Annotated in this window: 24 protein-coding genes; 7 read left to right on the plus strand and 17 right to left on the minus strand. The window is 54.6% G+C overall.

All coding sequences use genetic code 11. The features are described from left to right. Positions 1-400: 400 nt before the first annotated feature. Positions 401-4,291, minus strand: a complete 3,891-nt coding sequence (gene purL / locus HA50_RS14760; RefSeq protein ID WP_084876341.1) for a phosphoribosylformylglycinamidine synthase — start codon at positions 4,289-4,291, stop codon at positions 401-403. A 269-nt stretch (positions 4,292-4,560) separates the two neighbouring features. On the opposite strand from purL, the gene mltF reads away from it, so the two are divergent. Further along, the gene (gene mltF, locus HA50_RS14765) at positions 4,561-6,021 is read left to right on the plus strand and encodes a membrane-bound lytic murein transglycosylase MltF (protein ID WP_084876342.1); all 1,461 of its coding nucleotides are present in this window, start codon (positions 4,561-4,563) and stop codon (positions 6,019-6,021) included. Here the strand turns inward: mltF and tadA are convergent. Both tadA and yfhb read right to left on the minus strand, forming a co-directional pair. Next, positions 6,018-6,515, minus strand: a complete 498-nt coding sequence (gene tadA, locus HA50_RS14770; protein WP_084876343.1) for a tRNA adenosine(34) deaminase TadA — start codon at positions 6,513-6,515, stop codon at positions 6,018-6,020. The two genes, mltF and tadA, sit on opposite strands and share 4 nt — an antisense overlap. Positions 6,516-6,567: 52 nt before the next feature. Continuing rightward, a complete protein-coding gene (gene yfhb, locus HA50_RS14775; RefSeq protein WP_084876344.1) occupies positions 6,568-7,206 on the minus strand; it encodes a phosphatidylglycerophosphatase C in 639 nt (212 codons plus the stop codon). A 191-nt stretch (positions 7,207-7,397) separates the two neighbouring features. Here yfhb and HA50_RS14780 point away from each other — a divergent pair, with 191 nt between their 5' ends. Together HA50_RS14780 and HA50_RS14785 are read left to right on the plus strand one after the other, a co-directional pair. Next, positions 7,398-8,237 (plus strand): MurR/RpiR family transcriptional regulator, encoded by an 840-nt coding sequence (locus HA50_RS14780; protein WP_084876345.1) that lies wholly within the window; start codon positions 7,398-7,400, stop codon positions 8,235-8,237. A 131-nt stretch (positions 8,238-8,368) separates the two neighbouring features. Continuing rightward, positions 8,369-8,617 carry a YfhL family 4Fe-4S dicluster ferredoxin gene (locus HA50_RS14785; protein WP_084876346.1) on the plus strand — a complete coding sequence of 83 codons (249 nt, stop codon included), beginning with the start codon at positions 8,369-8,371 and terminating at the stop codon, positions 8,615-8,617. Here HA50_RS14785 and acpS read toward each other — a convergent pair. From acpS to rpoE, 11 genes are all read right to left on the minus strand, one after another. Then, positions 8,614-8,994 carry a holo-ACP synthase gene (acpS, locus tag HA50_RS14790; protein WP_084876347.1) on the minus strand — a complete coding sequence of 127 codons (381 nt, stop codon included), beginning with the start codon at positions 8,992-8,994 and terminating at the stop codon, positions 8,614-8,616. The genes HA50_RS14785 and acpS overlap by 4 nt on opposite strands. Then, positions 8,994-9,725 carry a pyridoxine 5'-phosphate synthase gene (gene pdxJ / locus HA50_RS14795; protein ID WP_084876348.1) on the minus strand — a complete coding sequence of 244 codons (732 nt, stop codon included), beginning with the start codon at positions 9,723-9,725 and terminating at the stop codon, positions 8,994-8,996. Before pdxJ ends, acpS begins: the two co-directional genes overlap by 1 nt. A 59-nt stretch (positions 9,726-9,784) precedes the next feature. Next, positions 9,785-10,513: a DNA repair protein RecO gene (recO, locus tag HA50_RS14800; protein WP_084876349.1), complete on the minus strand. Its 729-nt coding sequence runs from the start codon at positions 10,511-10,513 to the stop codon at positions 9,785-9,787. Positions 10,514-10,516: 3 nt separating this feature from the next. Next, on the minus strand, positions 10,517-11,422 hold the full coding sequence (gene era, locus HA50_RS14805; protein WP_084876350.1) for a GTPase Era: 906 nt from the start codon (positions 11,420-11,422) through the stop codon (positions 10,517-10,519). Positions 11,423-11,467: 45 nt separating this feature from the next. After that, positions 11,468-12,148: a ribonuclease III gene (gene rnc / locus HA50_RS14810; protein ID WP_084876351.1), complete on the minus strand. Its 681-nt coding sequence runs from the start codon at positions 12,146-12,148 to the stop codon at positions 11,468-11,470. A gap of 130 nt (positions 12,149-12,278) precedes the next feature. Beyond that, positions 12,279-13,250 carry a signal peptidase I gene (gene lepB / locus HA50_RS14815; protein ID WP_084876352.1) on the minus strand — a complete coding sequence of 324 codons (972 nt, stop codon included), beginning with the start codon at positions 13,248-13,250 and terminating at the stop codon, positions 12,279-12,281. A 9-nt stretch (positions 13,251-13,259) separates the two neighbouring features. Continuing rightward, positions 13,260-15,059 (minus strand): translation elongation factor 4, encoded by a 1,800-nt coding sequence (lepA, locus tag HA50_RS14820; RefSeq protein WP_084876353.1) that lies wholly within the window; start codon positions 15,057-15,059, stop codon positions 13,260-13,262. A gap of 217 nt (positions 15,060-15,276) precedes the next feature. After that, positions 15,277-15,741: a SoxR-reducing system protein RseC gene (gene rseC, locus HA50_RS14825; RefSeq protein WP_084876354.1), complete on the minus strand. Its 465-nt coding sequence runs from the start codon at positions 15,739-15,741 to the stop codon at positions 15,277-15,279. Next, positions 15,738-16,694, minus strand: a complete 957-nt coding sequence (gene rseB, locus HA50_RS14830; RefSeq protein ID WP_084876355.1) for a sigma-E factor regulatory protein RseB — start codon at positions 16,692-16,694, stop codon at positions 15,738-15,740. The genes rseC and rseB overlap by 4 nt, the downstream gene beginning before the upstream one ends. After that, positions 16,694-17,350, minus strand: a complete 657-nt coding sequence (gene rseA / locus HA50_RS14835; protein WP_084876356.1) for an anti-sigma-E factor RseA — start codon at positions 17,348-17,350, stop codon at positions 16,694-16,696. The genes rseB and rseA overlap by 1 nt, the downstream gene beginning before the upstream one ends. Before the next feature lie 27 nt (positions 17,351-17,377). After that, positions 17,378-17,956, minus strand: a complete 579-nt coding sequence (gene rpoE / locus HA50_RS14840; RefSeq protein ID WP_010617748.1) for an RNA polymerase sigma factor RpoE — start codon at positions 17,954-17,956, stop codon at positions 17,378-17,380. A gap of 444 nt (positions 17,957-18,400) precedes the next feature. On the opposite strand from rpoE, the gene nadB reads away from it, so the two are divergent. Then, entirely contained in the window at positions 18,401-20,020 is a 1,620-nt protein-coding gene (gene nadB / locus HA50_RS14845) for an L-aspartate oxidase (protein WP_084876357.1), read from the plus strand. Here the strand turns inward: nadB and trmN are convergent. Continuing rightward, positions 20,005-20,754, minus strand: coding sequence for a tRNA(1)(Val) (adenine(37)-N(6))-methyltransferase TrmN (trmN, locus tag HA50_RS14850; protein WP_084876358.1), 750 nt, complete (start codon positions 20,752-20,754; stop codon positions 20,005-20,007). The genes nadB and trmN overlap by 16 nt on opposite strands. 157 nt (positions 20,755-20,911) lie before the next feature. Here trmN and srmB point away from each other — a divergent pair, with 157 nt between their 5' ends. Beyond that, the gene (gene srmB / locus HA50_RS14855; RefSeq protein ID WP_084876359.1) at positions 20,912-22,240 is read left to right on the plus strand and encodes an ATP-dependent RNA helicase SrmB; all 1,329 of its coding nucleotides are present in this window, start codon (positions 20,912-20,914) and stop codon (positions 22,238-22,240) included. Between the two features lie 195 nt (positions 22,241-22,435). Here srmB and grcA read toward each other — a convergent pair whose 3' ends face one another. Next, a complete protein-coding gene (grcA, locus tag HA50_RS14860; RefSeq protein WP_084876360.1) occupies positions 22,436-22,819 on the minus strand; it encodes an autonomous glycyl radical cofactor GrcA in 384 nt (127 codons plus the stop codon). A 265-nt stretch (positions 22,820-23,084) separates the two neighbouring features. Here grcA and ung point away from each other — a divergent pair, with 265 nt between their 5' ends. Next, positions 23,085-23,762: a uracil-DNA glycosylase gene (ung, locus tag HA50_RS14865; protein ID WP_084876361.1), complete on the plus strand. Its 678-nt coding sequence runs from the start codon at positions 23,085-23,087 to the stop codon at positions 23,760-23,762. Positions 23,763-23,808: 46 nt separating this feature from the next. Here ung and grpE read toward each other — a convergent pair whose 3' ends face one another. Beyond that, positions 23,809-24,387, minus strand: coding sequence for a nucleotide exchange factor GrpE (grpE, locus tag HA50_RS14870; protein WP_084878548.1), 579 nt, complete (start codon positions 24,385-24,387; stop codon positions 23,809-23,811). Between the two features lie 123 nt (positions 24,388-24,510). On the opposite strand from grpE, the gene nadK reads away from it, so the two are divergent. Then, positions 24,511-25,389, plus strand: a complete 879-nt coding sequence (gene nadK / locus HA50_RS14875; protein ID WP_084876362.1) for an NAD(+) kinase — start codon at positions 24,511-24,513, stop codon at positions 25,387-25,389. Positions 25,390-25,467: the final 78 nt, after the last annotated feature.

Consider the following 25,467-nt stretch of genomic DNA (forward strand, 5'->3'; position numbering starts at 1 on the left):
GCAAAGCAAGCGATTATCGGTTGGGTGGACGGCAGGCACCGTTTGGTGCGTCATTCAGTTTTTATGAGCTCAACCGCAATGCGGGGCAATCATAAGCAGGAGAATGAGCAACGTAATGAGTATAGCAAACATCGTGCCAAAAATAAAATAGCGTTAATTATCAGATAAATGCTTTCTCAGAGTGAGACCCGGCGCAAAAAATTTACCGTCCGGTCCGAAAAAACTGTCGCTGATTAGCAACGCGTTTCTGAAGGAAAAATTACACCCATTAATATCAATAAGTTAAATGTCACCTTTTGGCGACAGGCTAACCGTATCGGTGTCGCTATTTTCCGACACCAAAAAAAAGGTGCCCTCACGGACACCCTTCCTTACGCAATAAATTGCGTCGTTACTGCGCTTAACCCAATTGCTTACGTGCGTTGCGGAAAATACGCATCCACGGGCTGTCCTCGCCCCACTCTGCCGGGTGCCAGGAGTTGCTCACAGTACGGAACACGCGCTCCGGGTGCGGCATCATAATGGTCACGCGGCCGCTTTCGTTGGTCACCGCAGTGATACCGTTCGGAGAACCGTTCGGGTTGGCCGGGTAGGTCTCGGTCACCTTACCGAAGTTATCCACAAAGCGCAGCGCCACCAGGCCTTTGCTTTCCAGCGCCGCCAGATGCGCGCCATCACGCACTTCAACAAAACCTTCGCCGTGTGATACCGCAATCGGCATATGCGAACCGGCCATGCCGTCCAGCAGCAGTGACGGGCTGGCGGCCACTTCCACCAGGCTGAAACGCGCTTCAAAGCGTTCTGACTGGTTACGCACGAAGCGCGGCCACAATTCACTGCCCGGTACCAGCTCACGCAGGTTGGACATCATCTGGCAGCCGTTACAAACGCCCAGCGCCAGCGTCTGCGGACGATGGAAGAAGTTTTCGAACTCATCACGCACGCGGCTGTTGAACAGGATGGATTTCGCCCAGCCTTCACCCGCACCCAGTACGTCACCGTAGGAGAAGCCACCACAGGCCACCAGCGCATGGAACTCTTCCAGACCGCGACGGCCCGCCAGCAGGTCGCTCATATGCACATCGACGGCGGTAAAGCCTGCACGATGGAAGGCAGCCGCCATTTCAACGTGGGAGTTGACACCCTGCTCACGCAGCACCGCCACACGCGGACGCGCACCGGTGGCAATCATCGGCGCGGCAACGTCTTCTTCCGGTTTGAAGGTCAGGTGGACATTCAGACCAGGATCGTTGTCGTTTTTCTTCGCTTCATGTTCCTGATCGGCACAGGCCGGGTTGTCACGCAGACGCTGCATCTGCCAGGTGGTTTCTGCCCACCAGGTACGCAGCGTGGTACGGCTTTCGCTGTACACCGCATGTTCGCCAGAACGAATCACAAAACGATCGCCCGGCAGCGCCTGACCAATCACATGGACGTTGGTCATCAGGCCATGATCGGCGAAGGTCTTCAGCACCGCATCACGGTCAGCAGCGTTGATTTGCACCACCGCACCCAGTTCTTCGGTGAACAACGCCGCCAGCGCATCACTACCCAGCGCGGCGATGTCGGCTTCGATACCGCAATGGCCGGTAAACGCCATCTCAGCCAGTGTCACCAGCAGGCCGCCGTCGGAACGGTCGTGGTAGGCCAGCAGTTTCTGTTCCGCCACCAGCGCCTGAATAGCGTTAAAGAAACCCGCCAGCTGTGCGGCGTCACGCACGTCAGCCGGTTTATCACCCAGTTGACGATAGACCTGTGACAGCGCCGTCGCACCCAGGGTGTTTGCACCATTGCCCAGATCCACCAGCAGCAGCAGGTTGTCTTTATCAGCCTGCAATTGCGGCGTTACGGTACGGCGTACGTCTTCGACACGGGCAAAAGCGGTGATAACCAGCGACAACGGTGACGTCATTTCACGCTGCTCATTGCCCTGCTGCCAGCGGGTTTTCATCGACATGGAATCTTTGCCCACCGGGATGGTGATTCCCAGCGCCGGGCAAAGTTCTTCGCCGACCGCTTTCACGGCTTCATACAGGCCCGCATCTTCACCAGGGTGACCGGCTGCCGCCATCCAGTTCGCTGACAACTTCACGCGTGTCAGTGAACCAATTGCTGTTGCGGCCAGGTTAGTCAGCGCTTCACCCACCGCCAGACGGCCTGACGCAGCGAAGTCGAGCAGTGCGACCGGCGCGCGCTCGCCCAGCGAGAAGGCTTCACCGTAGTAGCTATCGAGGCTGGCAGTGGTTACGGCGCAGTTGGCCACCGGAATCTGCCACGGACCCACCATCTGATCGCGTGCCACCATACCGGTTACGGTACGGTCACCAATGGTGACAAGGAAGGTTTTCTCTGCCACGGTCGGCAGATGCAGCACACGGTTGACCGCGTCAGCCACGGTGATGCCGTCGCGCTGCAACGCTTCACCTTTCGCCTGCTGACTGACCACATCACGCGTCATCTTCGGCGTTTTGCCCAGCAGCACATCCAGCGGCATATCGATCGGTTTGTTGTCGAAATGCGTATCCGCCAGACTCAGATGTTGTTCTTCGGTGGCTTCACCAATTACCGCGTAAGGGGCACGCTCGCGCTGGCACAGCTCATCAAACAGCGCCAGTTTGTCCGGCGCGACCGCCAGCACATAACGTTCCTGCGATTCGTTACACCACACTTCCAGCGGGCTCATGCCTGGCTCATCGCTCAGCACGTCACGCAGATTGAAGCGGCCACCACGACCACCGTCGCTGACCAGCTCCGGCATGGCGTTAGACAAGCCGCCTGCACCCACGTCATGGATAAACAGAATCGGGTTAGCTTCGCCCAGCTGCCAGCAGCGGTCGATCACTTCCTGGCAACGACGTTCCATTTCCGGGTTGTCACGCTGTACGGAAGCAAAATCGAGGTCGGCATCAGACTGGCCAGAAGCCATTGATGAGGCAGCACCGCCGCCGAGGCCGATATTCATTGCCGGGCCACCCAACACGATCAGCTTCGCACCCACCACAATTTCGCCTTTCTGCACGTGGTCGGCACGGATGTTACCGATGCCGCCCGCCAGCATGATTGGCTTGTGGTAACCACGCAGTTCTTCACCGTTGTGGCTGTTTACGCGCTCTTCATAGGTACGGAAGTAGCCGTTCAGTGCCGGACGACCAAATTCGTTGTTGAACGCCGCGCCACCCAGTGGGCCTTCGGTCATGATATCCAGCGCGGTGACGATACGATCCGGCTTACCGAAGTCCTCTTCCCACGGCTGTTCAAAGCCAGGAATACGCAGGTTAGAAACCGAGAAGCCCACCAGACCCGCTTTGGGTTTGGCACCACGTCCGGTTGCGCCTTCGTCACGGATTTCACCACCGGAACCGGTCGCTGCACCTGGCCACGGAGAAATTGCCGTTGGGTGGTTATGCGTTTCCACTTTCATCAGGATATGCGCGGCTTCCTGATGGAAATCGTATTCGCCGTTTTCGGCATCGGCGTAGTAACGGCCAACTTCGGAACCTTCCATCACCGCCGCGTTGTCTTTATAGGCAGACAGCACGTAGTCGGGCGTTTGTTCGAAGGTGTTTTTGATCATTTTAAACAGCGACTTAGGCTGTTTTTCGCCGTCGATAATCCAGTCGGCGTTGAAAATTTTGTGACGGCAATGCTCGGAGTTCGCCTGGGCAAACATATAGAGTTCAATGTCGTTCGGGTTGCGACCAAGCCCAGTGAAGGCGTTCAGCAGGTAGTCGATTTCGTCATCGGCCAGTGCCAGACCCAGCGTGGTGTTAGCCAGTTCCAGTGCCTGACGGCCCCCACCCAGCACATCAACACTTTTCAGTGGCTGCGGCTCATGGTGAGCAAACAGTTGCTGCGCATCATTGAGATCGCCGTATACCGTTTCCATCATGCGGTCATGCAGCAGGCTGGCAAGCGTCTGCCACTGCGCTTCTGTCAGTTGTGGTGCCTGAACATAGAACGCCATACCGCGTTCCAGACGACGCACCTGCGGCAGGTCGCAGTTGTGGGCGATGTCGGTCGCTTTGGAGGACCAGGGTGAAATGGTGCCTGGGCGCGGCGTCACCAGCAACAGACGCCCTTGTGGCGCATGTTCGGCGAGAGACGGACCGTATTTCAGCAGGCGTTGCAGGCGGGCTTTTTCGTCCGCACTCAGCGGCGCACTGACATCGGCAAAATGGACGTACTCGGCGTAAATATCACTCACCGGCAGATGAGCGTCCTGAAAGCGGGTCAGCAGTTTGTTTACACGAAATGCCGACAGGGCGGGCGAACCACGCAGAATTTCCATCATTAAAGATCTCTCGTCTTCGAAGCGCCGGGCGACGCTTCATTGGGCGCAACAGGGAAAACGGGGCGTATTATAGAGAAACAGCACCGGTTACGAAACCGTTTGCGCAGAATTTATGGTCTACAGGATTTGCCTGAATTTTGCGCAAATCCTGCTATATAAGTTGCTCCGGCTCGCTTTGTTGCGCAAAATGCCCTTCGCTCTGGGAGTTCATACAAGATCAATACTGCCTTTTAAAGACAGAGGCCTTAGAGCCAGCGAGAGACAACTATTTGAAACGCCTGAAATTAAACTATCTGCTCATCGGTCTGATCACCGTGCTACTTGCGCTGGCACTGTGGCCGTCGATCCCCTGGTATGGGGGCGGCAAAGACGCGATATCGCAGATCAAATCACGGGGAGTACTGCGCATCAGTACCGTGAACTCCCCGCTGACGTACTACACCATCAATAATGCACCAGCCGGTATGGATTACGAGCTGGCAAAGCGCTTCGCCGATTATCTTGGCGTCAAACTCCAGGTAACGGTGCGCCCGAACCTCGGTGACCTGTTTGACGATCTTGATGATGGTAAGGCAGATTTGCTGGCTGCGGGCCTGATCTACAACAACGATCGCATTGCCCGTTATCAGACCGGACCGAGTTATTACTCGGTATCGCAACAGCTGGTGTATCGCATTGATAAGCCGCGGCCCAAAAACCTCGGTGATCTGAAAGGCCGCCTGATTGTGCAGTCCGGTTCCGCGTACCTGTCAACTTTACGTTCCGCCAAAGCCGATCACTATCCGGATCTTGACTGGTCAATCGCCACCGATCAGGGGCAAAAAGCGCTGCTGGAAGCGGTGGCGGATGGCAAACTGGACTACACCGTGGGGGATTCTGTCACCATTGGTCTGCTGCAACGCATCCATCCGCAGCTGGCAGTGGCCTTTGATATCACCGATGAAGAACCCGTTACCTGGTATCTGCCACATGATGAAGAAGATGACAGCCTGAATGCGGCGATGCTCGACTTCTATAGCCAGATGAGCGAAGAAGGCACCATCGCGCGGCTGGAGGAGAAGTATCTCGGCCATGTCGGCACCTTTGATTATGTCGATACCCGCACCTTCCTGCGCGCTATCGACAATACGCTGCCGGATATCAAGCCGTTATTCGAGAAGTATGCCGCCAGCATCGACTGGCGGCTGCTGGCGGCGATTTCTTACCAGGAGTCGCACTGGAATCCGCAGGCAACCTCACCCACCGGCGTGCGCGGTATGATGATGCTGACGCGTAATACCGCTGACAGCCTTGACGTGGCCGATCGTCTCGATCCAGAGCAAAGTATTCGTGGTGGCAGTGAATACCTGCAACGCATGGTGGACAAAGTCCCCGCGACCATTCCGGAAGATGAACGTATCTGGTTTGCACTGGCGGCCTATAACATGGGTTATGCCCACATGCTGGACGCCCGTAAGCTGACGGCCAAACAAGGCGGCAACCCCGATAGCTGGGCCGATGTGAAGCTACGTTTACCCATGCTGAGCCAGAAGCGTTACTACGCGCAGACCACTTACGGCTATGCTCGCGGTCATGAGGCGTATAACTACGTGGAAAACATCCGTAAGTATCAGATTAGTTTGGTGGGATATTTACAGGAGCAGGACAAACGGCTGGCGCAGCAGTCAGCCATGGAAGCGGAACTGGGCGCGGGCTATCCTGCTGTCGAACCGAAGATTGCGATGAATTAACCGGCGTCACGTTGCGCCTGGCGCAGCGCTTTTTTCTGCTCACGCCGCATACGAAAAAAATCACTCAGCATCGCGGCGCATTCTTCCGCCAGCACGCCGGATGCGATCTGGATTTGGTGGTTCATACCGGGATGACCAATCACATCCAGCAGTGAACCCACTGCACCGGTTTTTTCATCTTTTGCGCCATACACCAGCCGGGTAATCCGGCTATGCACCATCGCCCCGGCACACATCACACAGGGTTCGAGCGTCACGTATAACGTGGTGTCCAGCAGACGATAATTTTCCAGCACTTTACCGCCCTGGCGCAGCGCCATAATTTCCGCATGCGCGGTAGGATCATGCTGACCGATCGGACGGTTCCAGCCTTCGCCAATCACCTTGTCGCCCTGCACCAACACCGCACCGACTGGCACTTCCCCCTGCTCCCACGCCAAACGTGCGAGGCGTAAAGCGTGACGCATCCAGTATTCATCAGTCTGTGGGTTCACCGGGTAACTCCTGCGGGTAACAAAGGCGGCGCATTATAGCGAAATAGCGAGGTTATTCCAGCTGCTGCAACTCACCACGCGGGGTGACGCGCCAGCGATGCTGGCAAAAGAACAGCAGCGGGTTATCCTGCTTGCTGTCGCTATAGCCACTGTACAGCTGCAACGGCGTGCCGATTTTCTCCTCCAGCTGCGCCACTTTTTCATGCCCGAGACAGCGCATCGTCAGTACACGCCCACCCCGTCCTGGCTTCATCTGGCTGGCAATGAGTTGTACACGCGGCAGAAATGCTGAATCGAAATAGACCTGCTCCACCAGCGACTGCGGCGAACCGGTGATTAACCAGACATCGGCATCATCGCTGCTGAGGTAATCCGTCAGCCGCTGCTGTACCACCGGAAAAGCGGTGACGCGCTGACGGAACCAGCCGGCGAATTCAGCTTCGCGCTGCAACAGGCGTTTTTCACTGTGACCGAAGGTGATGGCCCACAGCAACAAACTCATCGGCCAGCGCGCAGCGCGGCCTTTAAACAGCAACCCCGCACCAATCACCGGTAACAATGGCACGACCAGCAATACATTCAGCGGCTGATGTTTCAGCAGATAGCGCATAAAGGTGCCGAACATATCCTGTTGGTGTAGCGTGCCGTCGAGATCAAAAAACACCACGCGTCGTTGCGTACCCTTTGTCAAACCCCTCTCCTTTCATTCTGCTTTATCATGCCTGCTCTTGAGTGTAGCCAGGGGAACACGGTCATTTTTAATTCCAATGACTACAATGCCCGCTGAATAGTTTATTCTTATTGGCGGCAGGCTGCTATGTGACATTCCTCGCCACATTTATCAGGCTAAATAAGCATTACGTTCTGAATTAAGGATCGGAGATGAGTTCATTGCTGCGGATTCGTCAGCTTTATCCGCGTCTGGCGCTTAACGAGCGACGTCTGGCGGATTTTTTGTTGTCACAACCGGACCGGGCGCGGCATTTGAGTTCGCAAAAACTGGCGGAAGAATCCGGCGTCAGCCAGTCCAGCGTGGTCAAGTTTGCCCAGAAGCTGGGTTATAAAGGGTTCCCGGCATTGAAGTTAGCACTCAGCGAATCACTGGCCGACCGTGATGCCATCACCGTTCATAACCATATTCTTAGCGATGACCCGCTGAAAGTGGTGGGTGAAAAACTGCTGGCTGAGAAGATCTCGGCGATTCGCGCCACGCTGGATATCAACAGCGAAGAGATGTTGATGGAAACGTTACGGCTGCTGAAAAATGCCAACCGTATCCTGCTGGTCGGTATTGGCGCATCGGGCCTGGTCGCAAAAGATTTTTCCTGGAAACTGATGAAGATTGGCATCAACGCAGTCGCCGAGCAGGATATGCATGCGTTGCTCGCCAGCGTACAGGCGATGACAGCGGGCGATGTGCTGCTGGCTATTTCCTATACCGGCGAACGACGTGAAATCAATCTTGCCGCCCAGGAGGCCGCGCAGACCGGAGCCGATGTGCTGGCGTTTACCGGGTTCACCCCCAATACGTTGCAGCAGTGCGCCACGCATTGTCTTTATACCGTTGCCGAGGAGCAAAGCACCCGCAGTGCCGCGATCTCCTCAACCAGTGCCCAGCTGGCCCTGACAGACCTGTTGTTTATGGCGCTGGTGCAGAATGACCCTGAGCGCGCCTCCAGCCATATCCGCCACAGTGAAGCGCTGGTAAGAAAACTGGTGTAACACGCGTCGCAGGCTATTTTGCGCTGGCGCAAATGAAAGGGAGAAAACCAGCACGCCAGATTGGGGGGAAGGACGGATTATGCTAAGGTGCGCGCCTTTACTGAATCTTTTACACCAGATAGTAACTCACCATGGCTTTACTGATTACCCAGCGCTGTATCAACTGCGACATGTGCGAACCGGAGTGCCCGAACCAGGCGATCAGCCTCGGTGACGCCATCTACCAGATCGACAGCGCTCGCTGCACCGAATGCGTCGGCCATTATGATGTGCCGACCTGCCTGAGTGTCTGCCCCATCGATAACACCATCATTCCTGACCCACAGCACCCCGAAAGTCGCGAGGCGCTGTGGGAGAAATTTGTGGTGCTGCATCACTAGCTTTCGATGATCACCGTGGCACAGGCGTAATGACGTTCATCGGCCAGGGTGACATGCACATGCTGCACGCCAAGCTGCCGCGCTATTTCCGCCGCATGCTGGAAGAAACGTAAACCCGGTTTACCCAGCGCGTCGTTGTACACTTCAAACTGATTAAACGCCAGACCGCCGCGAATGCCGGTGCCAAAGGCTTTCGCCGCCGCTTCCTTCACCGCAAAACGCTTAGCCAGAAAACGCACCGGCTGCTGGTGCGTCTGATATTGCTGCCACTCGGCTTCGCTCAGCACTCGACGCGCCAGACGATCCCCGGAGCGCCCAATGACATCGGCGATGCGCTCAATCTCAACGATATCGCTGCCCAGCCCGAGGATGGCCATTAACGGCGCGCTTCCCGCATCAACTGTTTCATCTCTTTCACTGCGTCAGCCAGACCACTCATCACCGCGCGACCAATAATCGCATGGCCGATATTCAGTTCATGCATTTCCGGTAACGCCGCAATCGGCAGCACGTTGTGGTAGGTCAGTCCGTGGCCCGCATTCACTTTCAGGCCAAGGCTGGCGGCAAAAGTGGCAGCGATACGAATTCGCTCCAGCTCAGCATCACGTGCCAGCCCTTCAGGCGCTTCCGCATAGGCACCGGTGTGGATTTCAATATAAGGCGCACCACTGGCGACTGCCGCTTCAATCTGACGGTGGTCGGCATCAATAAACAACGAAACCAGAATGCCCGCCTCGCTCAGTTGCCTTACCGCCGCGTTGATTTTGTCTTGCTGTCCCGCCACGTCGAGGCCGCCTTCGGTGGTCACTTCCTGACGTTTTTCCGGCACCAGGCAGCAGAAATGCGGTTTGATGTCGCAGGCAATGCCGACCATTTCATCGGTGACGGCCATTTCCAGGTTCATACGTGTCTGGATGGTGTCACGCAGAATACGCACATCGCGGTCGGTAATATGACGGCGGTCTTCACGCAGGTGCACGGTAATGCCATCCGCCCCAGCCTGTTCGGAGATAAATGCGGCCTGCACCGGATCGGGATAATTAGTGCCACGCGCGTTACGTACGGTGGCGATGTGGTCAATGTTGACCCCTAACAGCAACTCAGCCATGACAATCCTTAGATATGTTTAGTGTGTTGAGAGTGTACCGCGCGACATCAGCCCTGGCATCATTCGCTCGCCGCATCCGGCTTCTTTTTCGGCACAAACTGACGAAAGAGTTCCTGGCTCTTGAGCGGTTTACCGCCCAGGTATGGTTTCAGTGCCATACGGGTAAAACGTTTGGCTGCGCGCAGGCTATCCGCATCCGGGAAATCTCGTTCCCACAGCGCCCGCAGTTGGCGACCGGTAAAGCTGCGCTGGTTCACCACCAGGCTGGCAATAAACCCTTTTTCTTCGCGATAGCTGTAGGTCATACCGTCATCTACTTCTTCGCCACTGCCTGCGCAGTGCAGGAAATCGACACCGTATCCCAGGTGGCCCAGCAGCGCCAGCTCAAAGCGACGCAATGACGGTTCCGGCGTGCCGCTGGCCGCCGCCAGTGACTGGATGCAATTCAGGTAATCGAAGAATAACTCAGAGAAGGGAATTTCCTGCTCCAGTACGCGTGACAAGAGTTCGTTCACGTACAGGCCACAGTAGAGTGTGATACCGCTGAGCGGCAGCGCCAGCGATACCGCTTCGGCACTGCGCAGCGTTTTTACTTCGCCACGCCCGCCCCAGCGCACCAGCAGCGGAGTGAAAGGTTGCAAAGCACCTTTGAGTTGCGAACGGCGCGACCGCGCGCCTTTGGCGAGGACACGTACGCGCCCTTCGCTTTCGCTAAAGAGATCGAGCAGCAGGCTGGTTTCGCTATAGGGGCGACTATGCAGCACAAAGGCGCGTTGCCAGCCTTCCATCGATTAGAGGTCGTCTACATAACCCAGACTGCGCAGCGCACGTTCGTCGTCTGCCCAGCCAGATTTGACCTTCACCCACAGTTCGAGATGCACTTTGGCCTCGAACATCTCTTCCATATCTTTACGCGCTTCAATACCAATGGTTTTGATTTTGGCCCCTTTGTTGCCAATCACCATTTTCTTCTGACCATCGCGCTCAACCAGAATCAGGCCGCTGATATCATAGCCGCCACGTTCGTTGGTTTCGAACTTCTCAATCTCAACGGTAACGGAATAAGGCAGCTCAGCACCGAGGAAACGCATCAGTTTTTCACGGATGATTTCAGACGCCATAAAGCGCTGAGAGCGGTCAGTGATGTACTCTTCCGGGAAGTGATGTTCCGCCTGCGGCAGACGCTTGCGCACGATCGCCGCAATGGTATCCACGTTCTTGCCAAATTCCGCCGAGATCGGCACGATTTCAGCGAAGTTCATCTGCTGGCTAAGGAATTGCAGGTGTGGCAGCAGGATGCTTTTATCCTGGATGTTATCGACTTTGTTAACCGCCAGCACTACCGGCACTTTGCCATCGCGCAGCTTGTTCAGCACCATTTCGTCATCCGGCGTCCAGCGGGTGCCATCGACCACGAAAATGACCAATTCAACATCACCGATGGAGCTGCTGGCAGCACGGTTCATCAGGCGGTTGATCGCCCGCTTCTCTTCCATATGCAGCCCGGGGGTGTCCACGTAGATGGCCTGATACGGCCCTTCGGTATGAATCCCCATGATGCGGTGACGCGTGGTTTGCGGCTTGCGTGAAGTGATCGACACCTTCTGCCCCAGCAACTGGTTCAGTAAGGTGGATTTGCCGACGTTCGGTCGGCCAACAATCGCGACAAAGCCGCAATAAGTTTCGTGTTCGCTCATTCGAGTCCTGACTTAATCAGCACCGGTCAGGGTGCTGCGATATGACTATTCGAGGCCGAGTTTAATCAGCGCTTGTTCGGCAGCAGCCTGTTCCGCTTTACGGCGGCTGGAGCCTACGCCCACCACCGGTTCTGCCATGCCACTCACCTGACAGTGAATGGTAAATTCCTGATCGTGGGCTTCACCACGCACCTGCACTACCAGGTAAGACGGTAAGGGCAGATGACGTCCCTGCAAATATTCCTGCAGGCGTGTTTTCGGATCTTTTTGTTTATCGCCCGGACTGATTTGTTCCAGTCGCGTTTGATACCAGTCGAGAATCAGTTTTTCGACGTTCTGAATCGTGCTGTCGAGGAAGATGCCACCAATCAGCGCTTCCACGGTATCAGCCAGAATCGATTCGCGACGGAAACCGCCGCTTTTCAACTCACCCGGACCGAGGCGTAAACACTCGCCGAGATCAAACTCCCGTGCCATTTCAGCCAGCGTGTTACCACGTACCAGCGTGGCGCGCATGCGGCTCATATCGCCTTCATCAACACGCGGAAAACGTTGATAAAGTGCGTTAGCAATCACATAGCTGAGAATTGAATCGCCAAGAAATTCAAGACGCTCATTATGTTTACTGCTGGCACTGCGGTGAGTCAGCGCCTGTTGCAGTAGTTCCGGATGAGTAAAAGTGTAGCCCAGTTTGCGCTGTAGCTTGTTAATGAGGATGGGGTTCATGCGATTCCAGTTCTTCTGTGCGTCTGTCACTCTGCATACGAAACAGGGCTGAGGTTCCAACACATTCCGTTTCGTGTGCACTGGCTCCCCGCAGAGAGCCAACCGTTTTGCCCGCTATGCGGGCCTGTTATCAGTGAATACCGCCGATGCGACTCAGTCGCACGCCGGTTGGCCACTGTCCTTCCTGTTTCTCAAAGCTCATCCAGATAGCGACCGCTTTACCGACCAGATTGCGCTCGGGTACAAAGCCCCAGTAGCGGCTATCGGCGCTGTTATCACGGTTATCGCCCATCATGAAGTATTGCCCCTGCGGCACAATCCACGTGGACTGTGGCTCGCCTGGCTGCTGATAGTACATGCTCGCCTGACTCTGCGCTTCGTTAACCAGCAGAATGTCGTGCGTCACGTTGCCCAGCGTCTCTTTACGTGTACCAAGACGCAGGCCACCACGCATGGTTTCGCCTGGCGGTACCTGGAAGAAGCCGTTACCGGTTTCATTACCATCGAAGCCGCTGAAAGTCTGAATAAAGCTACTCGGTTCGATATTGGTGTAGGTAATCGGCAACGCGGTGTCACATTTGCTCCCCGCACAGCCCGGGTTAACGGTCAACGTTTTGCTATAAGGATCGTAGACCACTTTGTCGCCCGGTAAACCGATAACGCGTTTGATGTAATCCATGCTTGGATCTTTCGGGTATTTAAATACCGCGACATCACCGCGTTGCGGATGGCCGGTTGGGATCAGCGTGGTTTGCGTGATCGGATCTTTCAGCCCATAGGCAAACTTCTCAACGAGGATGAAGTCACCAATTAACAGGGTTGGCATCATCGAACCAGATGGGATCTGGAACGGCTCATACACGAAAGAACGAACAATAAACACCACCGCCAGCACCGGGAAAACCGATGCTGCCGTTTCCACCCAGCCAGGCTGCGCGGAGACTTTCGCCAGCGTTTTGCTATCCAGCGTGTTGCCAGCTTGCGCCTGTGCAGCAGCCTGCTTAGCACGACGCGCCGGTGCCCATTTAAAACGATCAATACACCAGATAACACCCGTTACCAGGGTGGCGATCGCCAGAATCAGGGCGAACATATTAGCCATTGAGGTTCCTTATTTGCTGTCTTTACCGACATGCAGAATGGCAAGGAATGCTTCCTGCGGCAGCTCAACGTTACCGACCTGCTTCATTCGCTTCTTACCGTCCTTCTGCTTCTGCAACAGTTTTTTCTTACGGCTGACGTCACCGCCATAGCATTTCGCCAGAACGTTTTTACGCAGCTGTTTGACTGTTGAGCGAGCGATAATGTGGTTGCCAATTGCTGCCTGAATCGCGATATCGAACTGCTGTCGTGGGATCAGTTCTTTCATCTTCTCCACCAGATCACGGCCACGATATTGCGAGTTATCACGGTGAGTAATCAGCGCCAGCGCATCGACACGTTCTGAGTTGATCAGCACGTCGACACGCACCATGTCAGAGGCCTGGAAACGTTTGAAGTTATAATCCAGTGAAGCATAGCCGCGTGACGTCGATTTAAGACGGTCGAAGAAGTCGAGGACCACTTCCGCCATCGGAATTTCGTAAGTCAGCGCAACCTGGTTGCCGTGGTAAACCATATTTGTCTGAACACCACGCTTCTCGATGCACAGCGTAATGACGTTGCCCAGATATTCCTGTGGCAGCAGCATATGACACTCGGCGATCGGTTCGCGCAGTTCTTCAATATTATTCAGCGGCGGTAGCTTCGACGGGCTGTCGACATACACCACTTCGCCATCTGTGGTTTCCACTTCGTACACCACGGTCGGTGCGGTGGTGATCAGATCGAGATCGTATTCACGCTCCAGACGTTCCTGGATGATCTCCATATGCAGCAGGCCAAGGAAGCCACAGCGGAAGCCGAAGCCCAGCGCAGTGGAGCTTTCCGGCTCGTAAAACAGCGAGGCATCGTTCAGGCTCAGTTTGCCCAGCGCATCGCGGAAGGCTTCGTAATCGTCAGAGCTGACCGGGAACAGACCGGCGTAGACCTGTGGCTTCACTTTTTTGAAGCCCGGCAGCGCTTTATCCGCAGGGTTACGTTGCAGCGTCAGGGTATCGCCCACCGGCGCACCGAGGATGTCTTTAATGGCGCAGACCAGCCAACCTACCTCACCGCATTTCAGCTCGGTGCGATCGACTTGTTTCGGCGTGAAAATCCCCAGGCGCTCAGCGTTGTACACCTGACCGGTGCTGATCACTTTAACTTTGTCGCCTTTACGCAGCGTACCGTTCTTGATACGAATCAGCGACACCACGCCAAGATAGTTATCGAACCATGAGTCGATGATCAGCGCTTGCAGCGGAGCATCCGGATCGCCCTGCGGCGGCGGAATGTCACGCACCAGACGTTCCAGCACTTCCGGCACACCGACGCCAGTTTTCGCTGAACAGCGCACGGCATCCGTCGCATCGATACCGACGATATCTTCAATCTCTTCCGCCACACGCTCCGGGTCGGCCGCAGGCAGGTCGATCTTGTTCAGTACCGGTACCACTTCCAGATCCATTTCCATTGCGGTGTAGCAGTTCGCCAGCGTCTGTGCTTCAACGCCCTGACCTGCATCGACCACCAGCAACGCCCCTTCACAGGCCGCCAGAGAGCGCGATACTTCATAGGAGAAGTCAACGTGTCCGGGGGTATCGATAAAATTGAGCTGGTAAGTTTCACCGTTCAGCGCTTTGTAATCGAGCGTTACGCTCTGCGCTTTAATGGTAATGCCGCGCTCACGTTCCAAATCCATTGAATCCAGAACCTGCGCTGCCATCTCACGATCGCTCAGGCCACCACAAATTTGGATCAAACGGTCGGAGAGCGTCGATTTGCCGTGGTCGATATGAGCGATGATGGAGAAATTTCTTATGTGCTTCATTTATATGAATATCTTCACGTAGAACAGCAGTTGAATACTTGAGCACAGACACATTCAGGAAACGGTATTTTACCTGGAACCCTGTCAGCCTCATTAATGACGACGCATATTACACTGTTAACGCCTTGCGTTAAAGAATGGAACAGCGGGGAATCGCAACAGAATTAAGCGGCTAAGCGCGCATAAAAAGGCCGCGATCGACGCGGCCCGGCAAGAATCAGATTTCAGTTTCAACCCGCATGGCATCTGGCGGCAAAGCAACATTCAGGATCACTGGCTGAAAAGCCTCACGTTCGCCAACTAATGTCGAGACCCCTTTTGCCACAATAAAGCCGCCGACGCCACCCAGCAGCGCACCGCAGGCAGACGCCAGATCGCTATGGAACAGCATCTGAAACAAGCCAGCAACCAGAAACAGGCCAAACAGCGGTGTCATGTAAACCAGCAACGCAGAGCCCAGCAGACTACTCTCACGGATACCCAGCTCAATACGCTGACCAGGTTGTAGCGGTTCCGGGCTGGCGATTTGCATCACATGGGCATTTTTCGGCCCCAGCTTATTCAGCATGTGGCTGCCGCAGCCTTTACGTGCTGAGCAACTGTTACAGGAGGTCTTCGCTTCGGTATGTAACGTCGCGACGCCCTCTTTCCATGCCACCACGGTGGCCCATTCTCTCATCATTTTGCTGGTCCCGAATCAATGCTGTCCGCAATACGTTTTGCTGTGGCGGGAGGAATCTCACCCACCACGGTAATCTCGCTATTATTGCGCACTTCGGTCTGCACCGTACGACGCCCAGTGCGCAATGTCTGCGCAACGCTGTTTTTATCAGCTGGCGTTACGTTAATGGCGAAACTGAACAAACCATCGCTGTAGAGACGGGATTCCACCGTTTTGTTCAGCGCCGGGATATCACGACGGCTCTGCGAAATCAGCGTCATCCCCGCCGGTAGCCATGTCGGCTGCCAGTTGAGCTGAACTTTATCGCCCACGGGTAAGGATAAGGTGGGTGGAAGATTGGCTTTCTCCAGCCCCTGCATCAGATTACGCACGCCTTCATCGACAGCAAAACTGATAACGCGGAACTGTTCGAGCGTCTCGCCATCGCGATCCAGCAGATCAATACGTAACGGCAGCCTGGTATCGACATCCAGCCACACCACATAGCTATAGCGTGAGCCGTCACGGGAAACGATGCGCACCACTTCACACAACTGATCGGCAATACGTGAACGACCAACCGGAATGAAATCGTAGGCGCTACTCAGGCGAGAGAAGTCGGCAAACATTAACGGCGGCAGTGCATCGACGATATGGTTGCCGGGCAGTGTGAACGGATCGAGACCAGCTTCGAAATAGCTGATGTCATTACCGCGCTGAATCACTTCACGTCGCGGACCGTCCATCTGCAAAAGCTGGGCGAAAACACGGTTGTTGATAACCGCGTGGCGATAACGCAGAGATTCAATGCCGAGACGCGAGACATTGATATAAGCGAATTCGTAATTGAGGGACTGGCTTGCCTGCTCCATCTGCTGTAACAACGCCCCGGACGCAGAGGTCTGCGCCGGGGCGGTAGATGTGTAAAGCAGGCTGCCTGCCAGCAGGCTAACGGCACACCAAAGCTGCTTCATTACTGCTGCTGAATTCCTAACGACTGATTACCGGGAACATTAGCCTGAGCCTGTTGCGGATCGTTCTTTTCAAACTGAACCTGATCGGCATGCAGACGACGTTGCAGCTCATAATCCTGCAGCATCGCGTTGATACGACGACGCTGTTCCTGCACCTGCTGATTCGAACTGTTGGTATCGAACGCGTCAGAAGGAACCCCCAGACTGACCGGAGAGGCCTTGCCCATCATCGGCAGCGTGTTGAACACTGGAGAATCGGACGATTGCGTTGCGTTGCTACCCGCAGGCTGATTGTAGTGCTGAACACCGACAATCACCGCCAGCGATACACAGGCGGCTAAACCGACCTGCGCCAGTTGCGCTGTCCAGGAGCCAGACTTACGCCAGAACGGCATTTTCTTCCAGCTCGCCGGTTCAGGCTGCGCTTCCGGAATCAGCGACGTCACTTTACGTACCGGTTCATTTTCGATGGCTGCCGCTACACGCGCGGAGATATCAAAATGCAGCACTTCACCCACATCGCCCCGCAGGGTGTCGCGGATCAGATGGTAGCTTTCCCAGCTTTTTTGCAGATTTACATCCCTGGATAACGACGCCAGCAGCTCGTTATCTAAAGTCTCACCATCCATTAAAGCGGAAAGTTTTTCTTTCTGCATGCTTTGGTACCCTTCCAGTAGCCGTTATCACTGACGTTGGATAAGCGGTTGAACTTTATTATCAATAGCCTCTCGTGCACGGAAGATACGCGAACGTACCGTACCGACCGGACAATCCATGATGGCGGCAATTTCTTCGTAGCTTAATCCGTCCAGCTCTCTGAGGGTAATGGCCATACGTAAATCCTCAGGAAGCGCCTCAATGGTACGAAAGACGATCTGTTTCAGTTCGTCAGACAACATTAAGTTCTCAGGGTTCGAAATTTCTTTTAACGCACCCGCACTTTCGAAATTTTCCGCGTCGATCGCGTCAACATCGCTGGATGGCGGGCGGCGTCCCTGAGCCACCAGATAATTTTTTGCTGTGTTCACCGCAATGCGGTACAGCCATGTGTAAAACGCGCTGTCGCCACGGAATGATTCCAGTGCGCGATACGCTTTAATGAAAGACTCCTGTACCACATCCGGCACATCGCCCGATGGGACATAACGTGAAACCAGGCTCGCCACTTTATGCTGGTATCGTATCACCAGTAAATTAAAGGACTTTTGATCTCCCTTCTGAACCCGTTCAACAAGAACCTGATCCGTTAACTGCTCGCTCATCCGAGGTAATGTCTCCCCAAACTCTTTAAATACGCGTAAATGAACTGCCAGCACATCTCATTAGTTCTGAGCAAGCATGCGCTTAGAGTCATATTCTGGCCTGAAGTTCATTACGACCTGATAATTTTCCGTATCGGCACCAAGACGCCTTTGTTGTTGATTGTCTTACAGTGTAGCGACTTGCCGCGCGGGCGACCTTTGGTCGGCACCGATAATCGCTGGCAGAGTAACCCATGACGCAACGATTTTCATCTTTATTACCTGAATTTTCAGTATGTTTGGTATAAAAAACGCGTAAAGACTATTTTCAGACATAACTTACTGAAATCGCGTTGTTATCACGGAAAAGCGTCTCATTTCTCCGCGACATTTGTTCAAAATACTTCACAGCGCGAGCATCCGGGCTTATGCTCAGGGGACCTTTTGTTTAGTAAATTAAACATCATGACCTCATTCTCCGATTATCAGTGTGATGTACTTATTGTCGGCAGTGGCGCTGCTGGCCTGTCACTGGCGCTGCGTCTGGCACCGCATTTTCAGGTCACGGTGCTGAGTAAAGCCCAGGTAAATGAAGGTTCGACGCTCTACGCCCAGGGTGGTATCGCCGCCGTGTTTGATGAAACCGACAGCATTGAATCACACGTAGAAGACACCCTGATTGCGGGTGCCGGTTTATGTGATCGCGCGACGGTCAGCTTTATCGCCAGCAACGCACGCGACTGCGTACAGTGGCTAATTGATAACGGCGTAGCCTTCGATAAAGAGCCGCAGGGAGAGGGCGAAGCGCGCTACCACCTGACGCGAGAAGGCGGCCACAGCCATCGCCGCATTCTGCACAGTGCTGATGCGACCGGGCGTGCCGTGGAAACCACGCTGGTCAGCCAGGCCCTGAGTCATCCCAATATTCGTATTCTTGAACGCACCAATGCGGTAGACCTGATCTTATCCGATAAAATTGGCCAGCCAGGCCCACGTCGTGTGGTCGGTGCCTGGATCTGGAACCGTAATCGCGAACAGGTCGAAACCTGCCGGGCGCGTGCAGTGATTCTGGCTACCGGCGGTGCCGCTAAAGTTTATCAATACACCACCAATCCGGACGTCGCTTCCGGTGACGGCATCGCCATGGCATGGCGCGCAGGCTGCCGGGTCGCGAATCTGGAATTCAATCAGTTCCACCCCACCTGCCTGTTCCATCCTCAGGCGCAAAACTTCCTGCTTACCGAAGCCCTGCGTGGTGAAGGAGCATGGTTACTGCGCCCGGACGGTACGCGCTTTATGCCTGATTTTGATGAGCGCGCCGAGCTGGCGCCACGCGATATCGTGGCACGCGCTATTGACCATGAGATGAAGCGTCTTGGCGTGGATTGCATGTACCTCGACATCAGCCATCAGCCCGCCAGTTTTGTTCGCGCCCATTTCCCGATGATTTATGAAAAGCTGCTGACCTTTGGCCTGGATCTGACCAAAGATCCAATACCCATTGTCCCCGCCGCCCATTACACCTGCGGCGGTGTGATGGTAAACCAACAGGGGCGTACCGATGTCGATGGCCTGTATGCCATAGGTGAAGTCAGCTATACCGGCCTGCATGGCGCGAACCGTATGGCGTCAAACTCCCTGCTGGAGTGCCTGGTGTATGGCTGGTCGGCAGCGGAAGATTTGATCCGTCGTTTGCCAGACATTGAGCAAGTTGGACATCTGCCCGCCTGGGATGAAAGCCGTGTCGATGATGCTGATGAACGCGTGGTGATTCAGCATAACTGGCACGAACTGCGGCTGTTTATGTGGGATTACATGGGCATCGTGCGCACCACCAAGCGACTGGAACGGGCGCTGCACCGTATCAACCTGCTACAGCAGGAAATTGATGAGTATTACGCGCATTTCCGCCTGTCTAACAATTTGCTGGAACTGCGCAACCTGGTTCAGGTGGCGGAGCTGATGGTACGCTGTGCGCTGGAACGTAAGGAGAGTCGCGGCCTGCATTACACGCCGGACTATCCTTTCCTGTTACCCGAAGCACAGCCTACGGTGCTGGCTCCAGCCCATTACATGAACAGATAGAAATCGCGCGTCAGGCTGCACCAGTCTTCTGAGTATTGCGTGTTCTCATCACGTATCGCCAGCCGCTCCATCAAGTGTTCCCCTGCACTGGGCGAGAACCCAAGCAGCACGCGATGGGGTGGTCGCTGCGCGTATTCTGCCACGTCATAACGAAAACGCAGATGCCAGCCATCCTGCTGTGCCTGATCAATCATGCCCTGCCCCAGTGATTCGGGCAGCACTACGCAAAAGAACCCCTCTTCTTCTATTAACTGCGCCGCACAACGCAGCAAAGTCTGGTGATCAAGACTGTCGGTGGACCGCGCGGCGGCACGTTGCGGGGTCGCACAGGCCACGCCAGGTGCGAAATAAGGGGGATTACTGACGATCAGCGAGTAACGTTGCTCGCAGTCCTCTGCCCAATCGGTGATATCCGCATGATGCACCGTCACTCTTGATGGCCAGGGGGACGCCTGCACATTCTCCTGCGCCTGCCCGGCGGCATCAGCGTCCAGTTCTACCGCATCAATATGCACCTCATCTGGCGTGCGCTGGGCAATCATCAGGGCAATCAGCCCGCTGCCGCTACCGATATCCAGCACCCGCCGCACACCAGCAACCGGTGCCCACGCGCCCAGCAAAATCCCGTCGGTGCCAACTTTCATTGCACAGCGATCGTGGGCAATAAAAAACCGCTTAAAGGTAAAACCATTCTTTTGTAACTGAGGCCGCGGATGCGGCGTCGTTTCTGTCATTCTCTGCAACCACTCAACAAATCCTGCCCAATGGCAGAGCTTCAGTGTAACGTGGCTCGGCAGGGAAAACATCTCCTGGCCGAACGACATCGGCACACAAACAGATGAAGATTATGTTTGTTCTGTCTATAATCAGCGCCCCAAACTGAGGTAGACCATGACCGTAACCACATTCTCCGAACTCGAACTCGACGAAAGCCTGCTGGATGCCCTGCAGGAAAAAGGCTTCACGCGCCCAACAGCCATCCAGGCTGAGGCCATCCCTGCCGCACTGGAGGGCCGTGACGTACTGGGTTCAGCACCGACCGGAACGGGGAAAACCGCAGCTTATCTGCTGCCGGCTTTGCAGCACCTGATCGATTTTCCACGTAAAAAATCAGGCCCGCCGCGCATTTTAATTTTAACGCCCACGCGCGAACTGGCGATGCAGGTTGCTGATCACGCGCGTGAACTGGCAAAACATACGCATCTGGATATCGCCACCATCACTGGCGGCGTTGCCTACATGAACCACGCTGAAGTCTTCAGCGAAAATCAGGATATCGTGGTGGCGACCACGGGCCGCTTGCTGCAATACATCAAAGAAGAAAACTTTGACTGCCGCGCCGTTGAAACGCTGATTCTCGATGAAGCCGACCGCATGCTGGACATGGGTTTTGCCCAGGACATCGAAACCATCGCGGGCGAAACCCGCTGGCGTAAGCAAACGCTGCTGTTCTCCGCCACGCTGGAAGGCGACAACATCAAAGACTTTGCCGAGCGCCTGCTGAATGACCCGGTGTCGGTGAGTTCTGACCCCAGCCAGCGTGAGCGTAAGAAAATTCAGCAATGGTATTACCGTGCCGACGACCTTGAGCACAAGACCAAACTGCTGGTGCATCTGCTGAAGCAACCTGAAGTCACCCGCTCGATTGTGTTTGTGCGCAAGCGCGAGCGTCTGCATGAACTGGTGACCTGGCTGCACGAAGCCGGTATTCGCTGCAGCTATCTCGAAGGTGAGATGGTGCAAGCCAAACGCAACGAGGCGCTGAAACGTCTGAATGACGGTCGCGTCAACGTACTGGTGGCCACCGACGTCGCTGCACGCGGTATCGACATCGAAGATGTCAGCCATGTATTCAACTTTGATATGCCACGCACCGCGGATACCTATCTGCACCGCATTGGCCGCACCGCGCGTGCTGGCCGCAAAGGCACGGCGCTGTCGCTGGTTGAAGCACATGACCACGTGCTGCTGGGCAAGATCAGCCGTTACATTGATGAAACGCTAAAACCACGCACCATTGATGAGTTGCGTCCGGAAAGCCGCGCCCCCAGCGCGAAAGTGACCGGAAAACCGTCGAAAAAGGTGCTTGCGAAGCGTAAAGAGCAGAAAGAGAAAGAAGCCGAAAAACCGCGGGTGAAAAAACGTCACCGCGATGCCAAAAATATCGGTAAACGCCGCAAGCCAAGCGGTTCCGGCACACCGGATCAAAGTGTGGAATAAATCAGCACACTTACCAAAAAATCGCCTCCTGTGAGGCGATTTTTTATGTTTAACTGCCAAAAATCCCCATTTCGCTGCCCTTTTCACTCTGGTGTTACGAAGCTAAAAGATTAAATACAAAAAGGCCGCACCGGTAAGCACCGGTACGGCCTGGATTGCTGTGTGTCTTTTCGTCAGTTATGCAAAAAGCCGCAGTTACAGGCTTTCAGTGAAAGTACGGGTGATAACATCACGCTGTTGTTCCGGCGTCAGCGCATTAAAACGTACTGCATAACCTGATACGCGGATGGTCAACTGCGGATATTTTTCTGGGTGTTTCACCGCATCTTCCAGCGTTTCACGACGCAGAACGTTAACGTTCAGATGCTGGCCGCCCTCGATACGTACCTGTGGTTTCTGCTCCACTGGAATTTCGCGGTAAGCAATTTCACCCAGATCGCTGATGGCAACCACCTGATCTTCAGCAAAATCACCTTTTGCACACAGGCAACGTGCTTCAGATTTTTCATCGTCCAGCAGCCAGAAAGAATTCAGCAGCTGCGGATTATTGGTTTTAGTAATTTGAATACCGGTAATCATACATGGCCTCCAGGTCCAGGCGCTGCCACGGTTGAACAGCGCGGTTTTCGAAAATCTTTGATGCTCAGGTATATCACTGGCAGAAATGAGCTGTTTTGACCTGCATCAATTTCAACCAGGCGGCCTGGAGCCAGCAAAAACTAAAAACTTGTTTTATAACAGGTTTACGCTTTAAATTTTTTGTAAATTATCAAATTATTTTTGACCTTCTGCTCCCCGCCCGGACGCGTTAAGCTAGGCGCAATTTTTTGGCAGGGAGTCCATGATGACCGAGAAGCTGACCTGGCACGATGTGCTGGCTGAAGAGAAAGAGAAACCTTATTTTGTGGAGACCCTGAAGGCGGTCGCCAGTGAGCGCGCTGCGGGTAAAACGGTCTATCCGCCGCAAAAAGATGTGTTCAATGCCTTTCGCCTGACCGAGTTAGGGGACATCAAGGTCGTGATTTTGGGCCAGGACCCGTATCACGGCCCCAATCAGGCTCACGGACTGGCTTTTTCCGTACTACCGGGCGTAGCCATCCCCCCCTCGCTGCTAAATATGTATAAAGAGCTGGAGCAGGATATTCCGGGATTTGTACGCCCGCAGCATGGTTTTCTGGAGAGCTGGGCAAAACAAGGTGTGATGTTGCTGAACACGGTGCTGACAGTGGAAGCCGGCCAGGCACATTCCCATGCGCGCTTTGGCTGGGAAACCTTTACTGACAACGTGATCAGCGCGATTAACCAGCATCGCGAAGGGGTGATTTTTCTGCTGTGGGGTTCGCATGCGCAGAAGAAAGGCAGCATTATCGATCGCCAGCGTCATCATGTTCTGAAAGCGCCGCATCCTTCACCGTTGTCCGCCCATCGGGGCTTTTTTGGCAGCCGTCATTTTTCGCAGGCTAATGCCTTGTTGAATCAGGCAGGAAAACCGGACATTGACTGGACACCGGTGTTGCCCTGAAACGCAAACGGCCGCATCAGGCGGCCGTTTGTGATCAAGCAGCAAATCAGCTTTTCGCTTTTGCTACCGCAACCATCGCCGGACGCAGCAAGCGACCGTTGAGCGTATAACCACGCTGCATCACCATCATGACGTGATTAGGTGCCACTTCTTCGGATTCCATCATCGACATCGCCTGATGCACATCCGGGTTGAAAGGCACATTGGTCTCACCAACCACTTCCACGCCGAATTTACGCACCGCACCCAGCAGTGATTTCAGCGTCAGCTCGATGCCTTCAATCATTGATGCCAGTTCAGAATTCTCTTTATCCGCCACTTCCAGCGCACGCTCCAGGCTATCGATGACCGGCAGCAGCTCGTTGGCAAATTTTTCCAGCGCAAATTTGTGCGCTTTTTCCACGTCCATTTCAGTACGACGACGGATGTTCTCGATTTCCGCCTGCGCACGCAGTTGTGCTTCACGCACACCGGACTGCGACTGAGCTAATTCAGCTTCCAGTTGCGCGATGCGTTCATCACGCGGATCCACCTCAGCTGCCGTCTCTGCGTCCAAGTGCTGTTGATCCTGTTGAATTTCGTCTGAGACTTGCTCGTTTGGGGTGTTCTGTTCTTTACTACTCATGAATTTCTCCGCGTTTTGCACATTCATCTCGCTGGTTCGCTTATTATGGGGATCAGTTTGACGGTTTCAAGGGAACCCATCACATTGCCTGGCCGTTTTGGCTTATGAGGAACACGAGCGCAAATGAACAAACACTTTAACTGCATTGGGATCGTTGGTCATCCACGCCATCCTACTGCGTTAACCACCCATGAAATGCTGTGGCGCTGGCTGACAGCAAAAGGCTATGAGGTGATTGTTGAGCAGCAAATTGCGCGCGAACTGGCACTGAAAAATGTGCAAACCGGCACGCTGGCGGAAATTGGCCAGCAGGCCGATCTGGCTGTCGTGGTCGGTGGCGACGGCAACATGCTCGGAGCCGCGCGCGTGCTGGCCCGTTACGATATCAAAGTGATTGGTATTAACCGTGGCAATCTGGGTTTTCTGACCGATCTCGATCCAGATAATGCCCAGCAACAGCTGGATGATGTGTTGCAGGGCGACTATTTCGTCGAAAGTCGTTTTTTACTGGAAGCGCAGGTGTGCAAAGAAGATTGCTCACCGCGTATTGGCAGCGCCATTAATGAAGTGGTTCTGCATCCGGGTAAAGTGGCTCATATGATTGAATTTGAAGTCTATATCGATGAGGTTTTTGCTTTCTCGCAACGTTCCGATGGTCTGATTATCTCCACCCCGACGGGTTCAACCGCTTATTCACTCTCGGCAGGTGGCCCGATTCTGACGCCTTCGCTGGAAGCCATCGTGCTGGTACCGATGTTCCCGCATACCTTGTCGGCGCGCCCGCTGGTGATCAACAGTAACAGTACCATTCGCCTGCGTTTCTCCTCGCGGCGTAACGATCTGGAGATCAGCTGCGATAGCCAGATTGCGTTGCCGATTCAGGAGGGTGAAGATGTGTTGATTCGCCGTAGCACCCATCACCTCAATCTCATCCACCCTAAAAATTACAATTATTTTAATACGTTAAGCTCAAAACTTGGCTGGTCAAAAAAATTGTTCTGAAAATCACCTGAACCACTTTACTGGATAAAAAACCAGTTTATACTGTATGAAAAACCATATCTGTTTTTCTATACAGGT

This window comes from Pantoea cypripedii (assembly GCF_002095535.1).
Lineage (GTDB): Bacteria > Pseudomonadota > Gammaproteobacteria > Enterobacterales > Enterobacteriaceae > Pantoea > Pantoea cypripedii.

Excerpts from the sequence above, each read along its gene's own strand:
- rnc (WP_084876351.1), bottom strand. The coding sequence starts at position 12,148 with ATGAACCCCATCCTCATTAACAAGCTACAGCGCAAACTGGGCTACACT.
- grcA (WP_084876360.1), bottom strand. The coding sequence starts at position 22,819 with ATGATTACCGGTATTCAAATTACTAAAACCAATAATCCGCAGCTGCTG.
- lepA (WP_084876353.1), bottom strand. The coding sequence starts at position 15,059 with ATGAAGCACATAAGAAATTTCTCCATCATCGCTCATATCGACCACGGC.
- rseA (WP_084876356.1), bottom strand. The coding sequence starts at position 17,350 with ATGCAGAAAGAAAAACTTTCCGCTTTAATGGATGGTGAGACTTTAGAT.
- rseB (WP_084876355.1), bottom strand. The coding sequence starts at position 16,694 with ATGAAGCAGCTTTGGTGTGCCGTTAGCCTGCTGGCAGGCAGCCTGCTT.
- trmN (WP_084876358.1), bottom strand. The coding sequence starts at position 20,754 with ATGACAGAAACGACGCCGCATCCGCGGCCTCAGTTACAAAAGAATGGT.
- grpE (WP_084878548.1), bottom strand. The coding sequence starts at position 24,387 with ATGAGTAGTAAAGAACAGAACACCCCAAACGAGCAAGTCTCAGACGAA.
- acpS (WP_084876347.1), bottom strand. The coding sequence starts at position 8,994 with ATGGCCATCCTCGGGCTGGGCAGCGATATCGTTGAGATTGAGCGCATC.
- HA50_RS14785 (WP_084876346.1), top strand. The coding sequence starts at position 8,369 with ATGGCTTTACTGATTACCCAGCGCTGTATCAACTGCGACATGTGCGAA.
- pdxJ (WP_084876348.1), bottom strand. The coding sequence starts at position 9,725 with ATGGCTGAGTTGCTGTTAGGGGTCAACATTGACCACATCGCCACCGTA.
- lepB (WP_084876352.1), bottom strand. The coding sequence starts at position 13,250 with ATGGCTAATATGTTCGCCCTGATTCTGGCGATCGCCACCCTGGTAACG.
- ung (WP_084876361.1), top strand. The coding sequence starts at position 23,085 with ATGACCGAGAAGCTGACCTGGCACGATGTGCTGGCTGAAGAGAAAGAG.
- era (WP_084876350.1), bottom strand. The coding sequence starts at position 11,422 with ATGAGCGAACACGAAACTTATTGCGGCTTTGTCGCGATTGTTGGCCGA.
- HA50_RS14780 (WP_084876345.1), top strand. The coding sequence starts at position 7,398 with ATGAGTTCATTGCTGCGGATTCGTCAGCTTTATCCGCGTCTGGCGCTT.
- srmB (WP_084876359.1), top strand. The coding sequence starts at position 20,912 with ATGACCGTAACCACATTCTCCGAACTCGAACTCGACGAAAGCCTGCTG.
- nadB (WP_084876357.1), top strand. The coding sequence starts at position 18,401 with ATGACCTCATTCTCCGATTATCAGTGTGATGTACTTATTGTCGGCAGT.
- rpoE (WP_010617748.1), bottom strand. The coding sequence starts at position 17,956 with ATGAGCGAGCAGTTAACGGATCAGGTTCTTGTTGAACGGGTTCAGAAG.
- purL (WP_084876341.1), bottom strand. The coding sequence starts at position 4,291 with ATGATGGAAATTCTGCGTGGTTCGCCCGCCCTGTCGGCATTTCGTGTA.
- recO (WP_084876349.1), bottom strand. The coding sequence starts at position 10,513 with ATGGAAGGCTGGCAACGCGCCTTTGTGCTGCATAGTCGCCCCTATAGC.
- rseC (WP_084876354.1), bottom strand. The coding sequence starts at position 15,741 with ATGATGAGAGAATGGGCCACCGTGGTGGCATGGAAAGAGGGCGTCGCG.
- nadK (WP_084876362.1), top strand. The coding sequence starts at position 24,511 with ATGAACAAACACTTTAACTGCATTGGGATCGTTGGTCATCCACGCCAT.